This window comes from Streptomyces prunicolor, assembly GCF_045162825.1.
GTDB lineage: Bacteria > Actinomycetota > Actinomycetes > Streptomycetales > Streptomycetaceae > Streptomyces > Streptomyces prunicolor.
In genome coordinates this window covers 731,120-744,045 of sequence record NZ_CP108676.1, presented here as the reverse complement: position 1 = coordinate 744,045, position 12,926 = coordinate 731,120, and the positions used below count along the sequence as shown (strand labels likewise).

The 12,926-nt window shown below is 69.4% G+C and carries 11 protein-coding genes; 7 read left to right on the top strand and 4 right to left on the bottom strand.

What is annotated here, in order from left to right:
• Positions 1-7 precede the first annotated feature (7 nt).
• Together OG588_RS03375 and asnB are read left to right on the top strand one after the other, a co-directional pair.
• The gene (locus OG588_RS03375; protein WP_405945955.1) at positions 8-1,270 is read left to right on the top strand and encodes an arginine deiminase; all 1,263 of its coding nucleotides are present in this window, start codon (positions 8-10) and stop codon (positions 1,268-1,270) included.
• Positions 1,271-1,557: 287 nt separating this feature from the next.
• Positions 1,558-3,399, top strand: coding sequence for an asparagine synthase (glutamine-hydrolyzing) (gene asnB, locus OG588_RS03370; RefSeq protein ID WP_405945954.1), 1,842 nt, complete (start codon positions 1,558-1,560; stop codon positions 3,397-3,399).
• 8 nt (positions 3,400-3,407) lie between these two features.
• Here the strand turns inward: asnB and OG588_RS03365 are convergent, their stop codons facing one another.
• A complete protein-coding gene (locus OG588_RS03365) occupies positions 3,408-5,003 on the bottom strand; it encodes an alpha/beta hydrolase (RefSeq protein WP_405945953.1) in 1,596 nt (531 codons plus the stop codon).
• A gap of 309 nt (positions 5,004-5,312) precedes the next feature.
• Here OG588_RS03365 and OG588_RS03360 point away from each other — a divergent pair, with 309 nt between their 5' ends.
• A complete protein-coding gene (locus OG588_RS03360; protein ID WP_405945952.1) occupies positions 5,313-6,008 on the top strand; it encodes a chaplin in 696 nt (231 codons plus the stop codon).
• 131 nt (positions 6,009-6,139) lie between these two features.
• Here the strand turns inward: OG588_RS03360 and OG588_RS03355 are convergent, their stop codons facing one another.
• On the bottom strand, positions 6,140-7,069 hold the full coding sequence (locus tag OG588_RS03355) for a LysR family transcriptional regulator (RefSeq protein ID WP_405945951.1): 930 nt from the start codon (positions 7,067-7,069) through the stop codon (positions 6,140-6,142).
• A gap of 194 nt (positions 7,070-7,263) precedes the next feature.
• Here OG588_RS03355 and OG588_RS03350 point away from each other — a divergent pair, with 194 nt between their 5' ends.
• Positions 7,264-8,163, top strand: a complete 900-nt coding sequence (locus OG588_RS03350) for an SDR family oxidoreductase (protein ID WP_405945950.1) — start codon at positions 7,264-7,266, stop codon at positions 8,161-8,163.
• Positions 8,164-8,288: 125 nt separating this feature from the next.
• Here OG588_RS03350 and OG588_RS03345 read toward each other — a convergent pair whose 3' ends face one another.
• Positions 8,289-9,503 (bottom strand): MFS transporter, encoded by a 1,215-nt coding sequence (locus OG588_RS03345; protein WP_405945949.1) that lies wholly within the window; start codon positions 9,501-9,503, stop codon positions 8,289-8,291.
• 69 nt (positions 9,504-9,572) lie between these two features.
• Here OG588_RS03345 and OG588_RS03340 point away from each other — a divergent pair, with 69 nt between their 5' ends.
• Positions 9,573-9,956 carry a MerR family transcriptional regulator gene (locus OG588_RS03340; RefSeq protein ID WP_405945948.1) on the top strand — a complete coding sequence of 128 codons (384 nt, stop codon included), beginning with the start codon at positions 9,573-9,575 and terminating at the stop codon, positions 9,954-9,956.
• Between the two features lie 40 nt (positions 9,957-9,996).
• Positions 9,997-10,773, top strand: coding sequence for a GNAT family N-acetyltransferase (locus tag OG588_RS03335; protein ID WP_405945947.1), 777 nt, complete (start codon positions 9,997-9,999; stop codon positions 10,771-10,773).
• A gap of 217 nt (positions 10,774-10,990) precedes the next feature.
• Here OG588_RS03335 and OG588_RS03330 read toward each other — a convergent pair whose 3' ends face one another.
• On the bottom strand, positions 10,991-11,254 hold the full coding sequence (locus OG588_RS03330) for a GlsB/YeaQ/YmgE family stress response membrane protein (RefSeq protein ID WP_266879694.1): 264 nt from the start codon (positions 11,252-11,254) through the stop codon (positions 10,991-10,993).
• 231 nt (positions 11,255-11,485) lie between these two features.
• Here OG588_RS03330 and OG588_RS03325 point away from each other — a divergent pair, with 231 nt between their 5' ends.
• Positions 11,486-12,913 carry a hydrolase gene (locus OG588_RS03325; protein ID WP_405945946.1) on the top strand — a complete coding sequence of 476 codons (1,428 nt, stop codon included), beginning with the start codon at positions 11,486-11,488 and terminating at the stop codon, positions 12,911-12,913.
• The last annotated feature ends 13 nt before the right edge of the window (positions 12,914-12,926 follow it).

Here is a 12,926-nt window from a genome sequence, read left to right as displayed (position 1 = left end):
GTGCACCGTGACCACTCAAGACACCGTGGACCGACATGAGTACGGCGTCCACTCCGAGGTCGGCCGACTGCGCAAGGTCCTGGTCTGCGCACCGGGACTGGCCCACCGCAGGCTCACCCCGACCAACTCCGACGACCTGCTCTTCGACGACGTGATGTGGGTCGAGAACGCCCAGCGCGACCACGCCGACTTCGTCAACAAACTCCGCGAACGCGGCGTCGACGTCATCGAGTTGCACGAACTGCTCGCCCAGACCATGACGATCCCCGCCGCCAAGGACTGGCTCCTGGACCGGAAGATCGTCGCCAACGAGGTCGGCCTCGGCATCGTCGACGCGACCCGCGCCTACCTGGAGAGCCTCGAACCCGCCGAACTGGCCAAGTACTTGATCGGCGGCCTCGCCACCACCGACCTCCCGGACGACTACCGCACCGACTACGTCGCCCTCGTCCGCGAGTCGACCGGAGTCCGCGAATACCTGATGCCGCCCCTGCCCAACACCCTCTACACCCGCGACACGACCTGCTGGCTCTACGGCGGTCTCACCCTCAACCCGCTCTACTGGCCCGCCCGGCACGACGAGACCCTCCTGATGAAGGCGATCTACACCTTCCACCCGGACTTCGCGGGCTCCGTCGTCTGGTGGGGCGACCCCGAACTCGACTGGGGGCAGGCCACGTTCGAGGGCGGCGACATCATGCCCGTCGGCAACGGCGTGGTCCTCATGGGCATGAGCGAGCGCACCTCGCGGCAGGCCATCACCCAAGTCGCCAAGGCGCTCTTCGATCTCGGTGCCGCCGAGCACGTCGTCGTGGCCGGTATGCCGAAGCTGCGTTCCGCGATGCACCTCGACACCGTCTTCACCTTCGCCGACCGCGACTTGGTGACCCTGTACCCGACCATCATGGACGCCGTCCACACCTTCTCCCTGCGCCCCGGCGACAAGGCACCCGGGATCGACATCGTCGACGAGGGTTCGACCCCGTTCACCGACGTCGTCGCCAAGGCACTCGGCCTGCCCGAACTGCGGATCGTGGAGACGGGCGGCGATGTCTACGCCTCGGAGCGTCAGCAGTGGGACAGCGGCAACAACGCGGTCGCGCTGGAGCCGGGCGTGGTCTTCACCTACGACCGCAACACCCAGACCAACACCCTGCTGCGCAAGGCCGGCGTCGAGGTCATCACGATCGTCGGCGCCGAGCTGGGACGCGGCCGGGGTGGCGGGCACTGCATGACCTGCCCGATCGTGCGGGACCCGGTGGAGTTCTGAACGTCCGGGCGCTTCGCGGTTGTTGAGCAACTCTTTGCCCGTGGCCGATTCCTGACGAGAACCACCCGGTGGAGACCCGATCCGTGGATCTCGGGTGCGCAAAGCGCGGCCGAAAACGCGGGGTCGGAGCGGCCGTTCAGGTTACGGGCATGTTGACCGGCCCTGTGGGTGTGCCACACGCTCGTCATGTAGGTGCTCGATACAACTGGTTCGGCGGGTGTGGGTCACACAGGGAAAGACGCAGGTGAGTGACCTCCGACCGGCGGACCGGACGCAGGAGGTAACGCATGTGCGGCATCACCGGCTGGGTCTCCTTCGACCGTGAACTGCGCACAGAGGCCGCGACATTGGATGCAATGACCGAGACGATGGCCTGCCGAGGCCCGGACGACCGCGGCACCTGGGTCCAGGGTCCCGCCGCCCTCGGACACCGCCGACTCGCGATCATCGACCTGCCCGGCGGCCGGCAGCCGATGACCGTCGACACGGCGGACGGCACGGTCGCGCTCGTCTACTCGGGGGAGACCTACAACTTCACCGAACTCCGCCGCCAACTCGCCGACAGGGGACACCGGTTCACCACCGACTCCGACACCGAGGTCGTGCTGCGCGGCTATCTCGAATGGGGCGACGCGGTCGCCGAACGCCTCAACGGCATGTACGCCTTCGCGATCTGGGACGGCCGCCGTGATCAACTGGTCATGATCCGCGACCGCATGGGCATCAAGCCCTTCTACTACCAACCGACCCCGGACGGCGTCCTGTTCGGCTCCGAACCGAAGGCGATTCTCGCCAACCCGCTGGCCCGCGCCAGGGTCACCCTGGACGGCCTGCGCGAACTCTTCACCATGATCAAGACTGCCGGACACGCCATCTGGGACGGCATGCACGAGGTCGAGCCCGGCACCGTCGTCACCGTCTCCCGCTCGGGCCAACGGCGCCGCGTCTACTGGCAGTTGGAGACCCGCCCGCACACCGACGACCGCGACACCACCGTCGCCCACGTCCGCACCCTCCTCGACGACATCGTGCGCCGCCAACTCGTCGCCGACGTACCCCGCTGCACCCTGCTCTCCGGCGGCCTCGACTCCTCCGCGATGACCGCGATCGCCGCCCGCCAACTCGCCGAGCACGGCGAGAAGGTGCGCAGCTTCGCCGTCGACTTCGTCGGCCAGAACGAGAACTTCGTCGCCGACGAACTGCGCGGCACCCCCGACACGCCCTACGTCCACGACGTGGCCCGCGCCTCGGGCACCGACCACCAGGACATCCTGCTCGACGTACACGCCCTCGCCGACCTCGACGTCCGCGCGAAGATGCTCCGCGCCCGCGATCTCCCCCTGGGCTTCGGCGACATGGACTCCTCGCTCTACCTGTTGTTCCGCGCCATCCGCGACCAGTCCACCGTCGCCCTGTCCGGCGAGTCGGCCGACGAAGTCTTCGGCGGCTACCTGCAGTTCTTCGACGAGGAGGCCCGCCGCGCCGCCACCTTCCCCTGGCTGGTGCGCTTCGGCCAGCACTTCGGGGACGACGCCGACGTACTGCGCCCCGACCTGACCAAGGCCCTGGACACCGAGTCGTACATCGCGGACGGCTACCGCACCGCCGTCGCCGGCATCCAACGCCTCGACGGGGAAAGCGACTTCGAGTACCGCATGCGGCGTATCTGCCACCTCCACCTCACCCGCTTCGTCCGCATCCTGCTCGACCGCAAGGACCGCGCGAGCATGGCCGTCGGCCTGGAGGTCCGCGTCCCGTTCTGCGACCACCTGCTCGTCGAGTACGTCTACAACACGCCCTGGGCCCTCAAGTCCTACGACGGTCGGGAGAAGACCCTGCTCAGGGAGGCCACCGCGGACGTCCTCCCGAAGTCCGTCTACGACCGGGTCAAGAGCCCGTACCCCTCCACCCAGGACCCCAAGTACGCGGTCGCCCTCCAGGACCACGCCAAGGACCTCCTCGCCCGGCCCTCCCACCCGGTCTTCGACCTCGTCGACCGCGAGCGGCTCCGGCAGGCCGCCCACCGAGACACACCCATCAGCACCCAGGCGGGCCGCCGCGGCCTGGAACGCGCCCTCGACCTGGCGCTCTGGATGGACCTCTACAAGCCCGAGATCGTGCTTGGCTGAGCGGCCCCTCAGGGGACCTCGGCGGTGTCCGGCTGGCACGAACTTCCGCTGGGCGGCAGCGAGCCGTACAGCAGGAAGTCGTTGACCTTGGTGTGTACACACTTGGAAGAGGCGTAACCAGTGTGGCCCTCACCCTTGTTGTCGAGCACCACAGCCGAGGAACCGAGCCGCTGGGCCGTCTCCACGGTCCAGCGGTACGGCGTCGCCGGGTCGCCCCGGGTGCCGACGAGCAGCATCTTCGGCGAGCCCACGTTCTTGACGTCGTCGCGGATGTAGTCCGTGCCCCGGGGACGGCCGTAGCACATCAGCACCTCGGTGAGCCGGTAACGGCCGAAGACCGGAGAGGCCTCCTCGTACTGGGCGCGCAGGCCGTCCAGGTTCCTGGTGATCTGCTCGGCGGTGGGGCGGTCGGGGTCGTCGGCGCAGTTGATGGCCATCAGTGCGGCCGGGAGGTTGTCGAGCGGGACGTCCTGCGCGTCGACGATCCCGCCGCTCCCGCGCCGACCGGGTAGGCCGGGCAGGCCGGTGCCGCCCGACGAGAACGCCATGATGGCTCGCGTGTCACCGTCCTCCACCAGCGAGGCGATGGCCCGCTCCAGCGTCGGCCACATCTGCTTGCTGTACAGCGCCTGGCTGATGGAGCCCACCAGGTCCTGGCCGGAGAACGGGTCGCCGAAGTCCGTCTGCACCGGGTCCTGGTCGAGCGAGCGGACGAGCTGTACGGCCCGGTCCGGCGCCGATCGCGCGTCGGTCCCGAAGGGACAAGCGATGTCCTGCACACACCAGTTGAGGAAATCCTCCAGCGCCGTCTGCTGTCCTTCGGCGCCCGCGATCCCTTGCTCGGACAGCGGTTCGGTGAGGGTGTCGACGCCATCGAGCACCAACCGGCCCACCTTCTTGGGGAATTGGGCCGCGTACACCGCGCCGAGCCGCGTTCCGTAGGAGAAACCGAGGTAGTTGAGCTTCTTGTCGCCGAGGGCCTGGCGCATCACGTCCAGGTCCCGGGAGGCGTTGACCGTGCCGATGTGCGGCAGGACGGGGCCGGAGTACTTGGCACAGGTCGCGGCAGCCATCCGCAACTGCTTGAGGACGACCTTCGGATCACTGCTCTCGGTGGCGTCCTCGTCGACCGCGCCCGAGCCCTGGTCGGTGCCCTCGCCACAACTGACCGGAGAGGACTGGCCGACGCCGCGCGGATCGAAGGTGACGACGTCGTAGCCGTTCGTCAGATCCATGAACTCCTTGCCGTCCGAGGCGAGTTCACGGACACCCGCGCCACCAGGACCGCCGAAGTTCAGCAGCACCGACCCCCTCGATTTCCCGGTCGCCCGGTAACGGGCCAGCGCGAGATCGAGGGTCCCACCGCCGGGCTTCGCGTAGTCGAGCGGGACGCTGACCTTCCCGCACTGCAGGTCCTTGGGCGCGTCCGGGTCCTTGCACGCGGCCCACTTCACCCTCTGCCGGTAGAACCGGGACAGGTCGGCCTGCGGCCCGTCGGCGGCCGTGGCGAGCGCGGGCAGCCCCGCGCCGAGCAGTGCCAGCGTGAGGACCCCGGTGAACGCGCACCGCCGGAACGCGGGCCGCGATGACAGCCTGGCCAGCATCAATGCCTCCAAGAACGCGCCGTGACCAGCGCCTTCGATCACGATAAGCGGGCCTCACGGGCCCCGCCTCCCGGCGGGCGGAGTGCTGATCGGTGCCGTATTCTGCGCCCCTTCAATAGGCCTAAGGGGTTTTCCTATTAGTGGTTTCCGACCCGTGTGGTATCTGACCGATGAGGAGTCGTTATGAGTAGTTCGATAACCGTGACGCTCGATGGAGTGAAAGGCCGATAAGCCATAACTCGGATGGTGCGCCCGCGTTTTATTCGGTGCGGGTGTGTGCCCGCTACATCTCTGGAAGGCAGGGAACCTATGAAACGGGTTGCCCGAAACGGTGTGATCGCCGTCGCGGCCGCGTCCGGTGCGATGGCTGTGGCGATGCCGGCGTTCGCCGACTCCGGCGCGGACGGCGCTGCGGCCGGTTCGCCCGGGGTGGTGTCCGGCAACACCATTCAGCTCCCGGTGCACGTGCCGGTCAACGTGTGCGGGAACACCGTGAACGTGGTGGGGCTCCTCAATCCCGCCGCAGGGAACACGTGCGCCAACGAAGACGGCGCGAAAGCGGGCGGTGGGAAGCGGAGCGGCGGTAAGAGCTCCGGTGGACCGCGCGGCGGCGCCGTCGCACAGGGCGGCGAAAAGGATTCGCCGGGCCTGCTCTCCGGCAACGGAGTGCAACTCCCGATCCACCTCCCCGTCAACCTGAGCGGCAATTCCGTGAGCGTGGTCGGCGTCGGCAACCCGACCGTGGGCAACCACTCCGAGAACACCTCGGGCGACCATCCCCACCACCCCACGCGGCCGACCCCGGCGCCGCCCACGCCGTCGAAGCCGCACCCGGGGCCACGACCGGTGACGGAGGTGGAGGGCAACCCCGCCCAACCCGCCGCCGAGGCGTCGCTCGCCCACACAGGTGCTGACAACACAATCCCGGCCGCCGCCGCGAGCGCGGCCCTCCTCCTGAGCGGCGCCGCCCTGTACCGCCGCTACCGCCCCAGGGCGGGACGCTGACCCCAGCACCTGCGCCGGAACGGAAGGCCCCACCGGGTACACGACCGGTGGGGCCTCCGTCGTCCGGCACGACCGGGTCGGGCAGATCATCGCGGAGAGGTCCCGCGGACAAGAGCGGAGGACGCCAACTCCTAGGAACCGTAGGGGTGTTCCTCAGTCTGCTCCGCCGGTGCCTTGAGGAGTGCGCGGGCCGCCTTCCGGAACGCGGACAGCAGGCGGTTGTGCTCGCCGGAGCGGGTCGCGAGGGCGACATGGCTCGGTTCGACGCCGTGGAGGGGGATCGCCATGATGTCGGGGCGGATCGTCTGGCCGGGTTGCAGACCGGCCGTGATGGCCACGGCCTGTCCGTCGGCGACGAACTCGAACTTGTCCTCCAGAGCCCGGATGACCGGACCACCGGGTGCCGGGCGGCCGTCGGGCCGGGGGTCGATACGCCAGAACGCGCTCCACGCCGGGTCCGCGCCGGGCGTCTGGGGCAGCGGCTCGTCGGCGATGTCGTCCAGGGTGACGGACTCCTTGCCGGCCAGCCGGTGGTCCAGCGGCACGAGCAGGATGCGCGGCTCGTCGTAGAGGACCGTGACGTCCAACTGGTCGGTGGGGAAGGGCAGTCGGCCCACCACCGCGTCAGCCCGCCGCTCCAGCAGGGCCGCGCGCACATCGTCGTAGGCCAGATGCACGACGTGCACATCGGCGTCCGGATGCCGGCGCCGCACCTCGCGTACGGCCGGGGTGACGTAGAGGTTCGCCATGTAGCCGACCGTGAGGCGGCTGGGTTCCGCGGCGGCGCGGGTCTCGGCGGCGGCCTGGGCGGTGGAGCGCAACAACGCCTTTGCGCGCGGCAGAAACACCTCCCCGGCCTCCGTGAGCCGGGTGCCCTGCGGGGTGCGGTCCAGCAGCCGGGCCCCCAACTGCTCCTCCAGGCGCCGGACTTGACGGCTCAGCGAGGGCTGGGTGATGTGCAGAGCCTCGGCGGCGCGGCCGAAGTGACGCTGCTCGGCGACGGCGATGAAGTACCGCACGAGACGCAGTTCGAGATCGGGCGCGGGAGGCAGTTCCGTCATGCCCGAAGTGTACGGCGCGGGATCGGGGAGTCTTCGGCTGTGTACCCCTGTGAACTGTGGTGATGCCTGATCCGTATTGCGCCATGCGAAACAGGCTTTGGACCGGGAACCCGGGCCCCGACCACGATGGAAACACAGCGGAACGCCGCATCGCACAGCACCGTTCCGCACCCACTTCATCGAAGGAACGCACCATGCGTGTTTTCGTCACCGGCGCCAGCGGGTTCATCGGCTCCGCCGTGGTCCGTGAACTGCTCGACGCCGGGCACACGGTCACCGGACTGGCCCGCTCGGACGCGTCCGCCGAGGCGCTGACGGCCGTGGGGGCCGCCGTGCACCGGGGCTCGCTCGACGACCTCGACAGTCTGCGCGGGGGCGCCGCGGCGGCGGACGGGGTCTGCCATCTCGCGTTCATCCACGACTTCACGGACTTCGCCGCCAACTGCGCCACCGACCTGCGCGCCATCGAGGCGATCGGTGAGCAACTCGCCGGTACCGACAAGCCGTTCGTGGTCACCTCGGGCACGCCCGGGCTCGGTGACGGGAGGGTGGCGACGGAGGAGGACCACGTCGACCCCGGGTCGTTCTCGGCGATCCGGCAGCCGTCCGAGATCGCGGCGGTCGCGCTGGCGGAGCGCGGGGTGCGGTCGTCGGTCATCCGGCTGCCCCGGTCCGTGCACGGCGTGGGCGACAAGGGGTTCGTCCCCCAACTCATCGCCGTGGCACGGGAGAAGGGCTTGTCGGCGTACGTCGGCGACGGGAGCGCGCGCTGGCCCGCCGTGCACCGGCTCGACGCGGCCCGGCTGTACCGGTGGGCTCTGGAGTCGGCGCCGGCGGGGTCGCAGTACCACGCGGTCGGGGACGAGGCGGTGCCGCTCCGGGAGATCGCGGAGGTCATCGCTCGCCGACTCGGTGTCCCGACGGGAAGTGTGCCCGCCGAGGAGGCCGTCGGTCACTTCGGCTTCCTTGGCCTCGTCGCCTCGCTGGACTGCCCGGCGTCGAGCACGGTGACGCGTAAGCAGACGGGGTGGGAACCGGGTGAGGTTGGATTGATCGCTGATCTTGAGACGGGGCATTACTTCGGGGAGGGGTAAGAAGGCGGGTCCGGCGTGCTCCGTTGTTGTACGTCTGCGGGCCGGTGGGGGCTGGTCGCGCAGTTCCCCGCGCCCCTTTGGGGCGCTTACATCGGCGCCGGTTGGTGGCCCAAGGGGCATCACCCCTATGAACAGGGCGAGTTGACGTGCCTCTCGGCCTCCATCGGTGTCGCCGGAAAGGCGTATCGGCTCCCCAGCAGGGCCGTGACGAGCGCGCCCGCGATCAATGGCAATGCTGTCCAGGGCAACGCCCCCGCGCCCCACCCCGACAGAGCCAGCCCACCGGTGAACGAACCCCCGGCAATGCCCGCGTTGTACACCGTGGTCTGCAACGACGTTGCCACATCGGCGTGTTCGGGGCCGGAGGCGTTGACGAGTGCGGTCTGGATCAGCGTCGGTGCCCCGCCGAAGGCGACTCCCCACATGGCGGCCGAACCGAGCAGAAGTACAGGTGAGTGGCCACATAGGCCAAGCACACACATGACTGCCACGAGCAGTGTCATCGCGCCCAACCGTGTGGGCCGCGCCCACCGGTCCACGAGCACCCCGGTGGCCCAGATCCCGACGACCGTGGCGACCCCGAACACCAGCAGCACGATGTCCGTACGGCCGTAGCCGGTGTGTGCCGCGAACGGGGCGACGTACGTGTACATCACCTGATGACCCAGCAGCAGGAACAGCGTGACCGACAGGACGGCGGGAATCCCGGGCAGCATGACGACGCGCCTCAACGGCACGCGTGCGCCCGGGAGTTCACCGGGAATGGCGGGGACCCGCAGTCGTATCCAGACCGCCACCAGCACCGCGAGCCCGGCCAGGATGCCGAATGCCGTGCGCCAGCCGACCGCCCCGGCCAGCGCGGTGCCTGCGGGCACGCCCAGGGAGAGGGCGAGGGTGATTCCGGCGAGCACGATCGCGATGGCCCGGCCGCGCCGCTCGACCGGCACCATCCGGGCCGCGTACCCGGCGAGCATCGCCCACATGGTGCCGCCCATGACCCCGGCCAGCAGTCGGGCGCCGAAGGTGACGGTGTACGACGGCGACAGCGCGACCACCGCGTTGGCGCAGGTGAAGCCCAGCAGCGTACCGACGAGGACCGGGCGGCGCGGCAGCCCGCGCAGGGCCGCGGTGACCGGGATCGCGGCCAGGAAGGAGGCGACCGCGTACCCCGTGACCAGAAAGCCGACCCGCGCCTCGGAGACGCCGAGGGCCGGTGCCATCCGGGGCAGCAGCCCGGCGGGGAGCAGTTCGGTCAGGACGGCGGTGAAGGCGGCCGTGGACAGGGCGAGGAGCCCGGACCAGGGCAGAGCGGTGCCCTTGGCCGGGGATGCGGCGGTCATGGGACCATGGTCGAACCCTCACATCAGTGTGAAGGCAAGCGAGCCCCTGGAGTCAGGCGTGAGGCAGTCATGAAGATCGGCGAGCTCTCCCGCCGCACCGGCGTCCCCACCCGCCTGCTGCGCTACTACGAGGAACAGGACCTGCTGCACCCCGACCGCACCGAGAACGGCTACCGCTTTTACGGCGAACCCGCGGTCCGGGACGTCCAGCAGATCCGGGGCCTGCTGGACTCGGGGCTCACCACCGAGATGATCCGCGCGATCCTGCCGTATCTCTCCGGCCCGGACGAGATCCATGTCCCGGCCGACTGCCTGTCCCCGGAGACGGCCGCCCTGCTCAGCGACCACGTCGACCGGATCCAGGCCCGCATCGACTGTCTGGCCCGCAACCGCGACCGGCTGAGCGCGTATCTGGCGGCGGTACGGGCGGACGCGCCGGTGCGGGGCTCGTAATCCCGTTGCCGGGGCCGCCCGCGGATGTTCAAGTGGCCGCATGGATCACGCCACGGTACTCGCCCTGCACGACCGCGAACTGCGCGAAGGTGCCCAACCCGACGGCCCCGGGGCCCGCGTCGAGCGGGTCGGGGGAGTGGTGCGCCATGTCGCCGACGTACATGGGTGGAACGGTGTGCTGTGGTCGGACCTGGACGAGGCCGGCGCCGACGCGGCGATCGCCGAGCAGGTCGCGTACTTCACCGAACTCGGCCGCGACTTCGAGTGGAAGCTCTACGGCCATGACCTGCCGAAGGATCTCGGGCAGCGGCTGACGGCGGCCGGGTTCACGTCCGAGCCGCAGGAGACGCTGATGATCGGCGAGGTCTCCGCACTCACCCTTGACGCCCAACTGCCCGACGGGATCCGCCTGTTGCCCGCCACCGACCGCGCCGGCGTCGACCTCGTGGCGGACGTCCACGAGAAGGCCTTCGGTACGGACAGCAGCCGGCTGCGCGCCCGCCTGCTGGACCAACTCGCCGCCGAACCCGACACAGTTGTCGCCGTCGTGGCCCTCGCCGGTGACGAACCGGTGAGCGCGGCCCGGATGGAACTCGTCCCCGGCACCCGGTTCGCCGGCCTATGGGGTGGTGGCACGGTCGAGGCCTGGCGGGGTCGTGGCATCTACCGCGCGCTGATCGCCCACCGCGCCTGTATCGCCGCGGACCGCGGCTACCGCTACCTCCAGGTCGACGCCTCCGACCAGAGCCGTCCCATCCTCGAACGCCTCGGGTTCTCCCCGCTGACCACGACCACGCCGTACATCTACGAGCCGTAGACCCGCAGTCGGTTCAACCGACTGCGGGTCTACGGCCCGACGAGCGGAGTGATGCGTGGTGACGGGGGTTCGCCGTGAGTCGTGAGGAGCAGTGAGGAGGAGTGCGGGCGCGGGAAACGGGGGATCGGGCGGCAGGCCCGCAGAAGCCGGCCGCCGCCCGGTCTCACCCGTGACGCATGTCCCGCGTCTCACCCGCGACGCACGTCCCGCCGCCCGCTCAGCGGCGCGCCCTCGACCGGTCCAGCGCGGCTATGCCGACCCCTGCCAGGCCGATCTGGATGAGCCACTCGATCCAGTCGATGCCCTTGGTGTCGGCGACCCCAAGGCCGGATGCGATCGCCGCGCCGATCAGCGCGGCCACGATGCCGACGACGATCGTCAGCAGCACGCCGATGTGCTGGCGCCCAGGGACGACGAGCCGTCCCAGCACGCCAATGATGATGCCGATGATGATGGCACTGATGATGCCCGAGATCTCCATCTCCGCCCCTCTTTGTCGTTAGTCCTGCTCTCTTCATGTGCCCGCTGGATGCCAAGGCAGTCCGCCGGAGTTCTGTTGCCTGTTATTGCCGGGACTTTCTGTTCACCACCCCTATATGCCATGTACCTTTCAATCGTTCAACGCGTGTAGAACTCCCCAACTACCGTTCTACGCGCGCAGATCAGGCGCCCGCACCGCACCCTTCCCCATCCCCTCATGGAGGTTCGTCGGATGCTTGGATCCAGAAGATCCCGCCGCAGACTCACCACCGCCCTCGCCGGCCTGGGACTTTTCGTCACGGGGGCCGCCCTCCAGGTCACCACCACGGCCACGCCCGCACACGCGGCCACCACGCACCGCGTCCTGTTCGACGACGGCCACGCCGAGGAGGCGGGCAACGCGGACTGGATCATCTCCACCAGCAAGCCCGACCCGCTGTCCCAGGACTCCTCCCCGTCCGCCGAGACGGACTGGACCGGGGCACTCTCCTCGTGGGGCGTCGCCCTGCAGAAGACCGGCAGTTACAGCCTGAAGACCGCCACGAGCGCGCTGACGTACGGCGGTTCGTCGACGACCGACCTGTCGAACTTCGACACGCTGGTCCTGCCCGAGCCCAACACGCTGTTCACGACGGCCGAGAAGACCGCGATCATGACGTTCGTCAAGAACGGCGGCGGCCTCTTCATGATCTCCGACCACACCGGCGCCGACCGCAACAGCGACGGCTACGACGCGGTCGAGATCTTCAACGACCTGATGACGAACAACAGCGTCGACTCGACCGACCCGTTCGGCTTCTCCATCGACACGCTCGACATCAGCTCCGGTTACCCGGCCGCGATCAGCGACAGCACCGACCCGGTCCTGCACGGCTCCTTCGGCACGGTCACCAAGAGCCTGATCGCCGACGGCACGACGGCCACCCTGAAGCCCGCCGACAACTCCACGGTCAAGGGCCTGCTCTACCGCAGCGGTTACTCCGGCAACACCGGCGCCTTCTTCGCCACCAGCACCTTCGGCAGCGGCCGGGTCGCCTTCTGGGGCGACACCTCACCGGTCGACGACGGCACCGGCCAGTCCGGCAACACGCTCTACGACGGCTGGAACGACACCGGCGCCACCAACGCACCTCTGGCCCTGAACGCCACCGCGTGGCTGGCCGGCGAGGGCACCAGCGGTGGTGGTGGAGGAGGCGGCGACGGCACCTGCACCGCCGCCCAGCTGCTCGGCAACCCGGGCTTCGAGTCCGGCAACACCACCTGGACCGCCAGCAGCGGCGTCATCACCACGTCCAGCAGCGAGGCCGCCCGTACCGGTTCGTACAAGGCCTGGCTGGACGGCTACGGAACCGCCACCACCGACACCCTGTCCCAGTCGGTGAGCATCCCGTCCGGCTGCTCCGCCACCCTCAGCTTCTATCTGCACATCGACACCGCGGAGACCACCACCAGCACCGCCTACGACAAGCTGACGGTCACCGCCGGCTCCACCACCCTGGCCACGTACTCCAACCTGAACGCGGCCTCCGGATACGTCCTGAAGTCCTTCGACGTCTCCTCCCTGGCCGGCACCACCGCGACCATCAAATTCACCGGCGTCGAAGGGTCCACCCTCCAGACGTCCTTCGTCATCGACGACACGGCGCTCAACGTCAGCTGACGACGACCGGTGG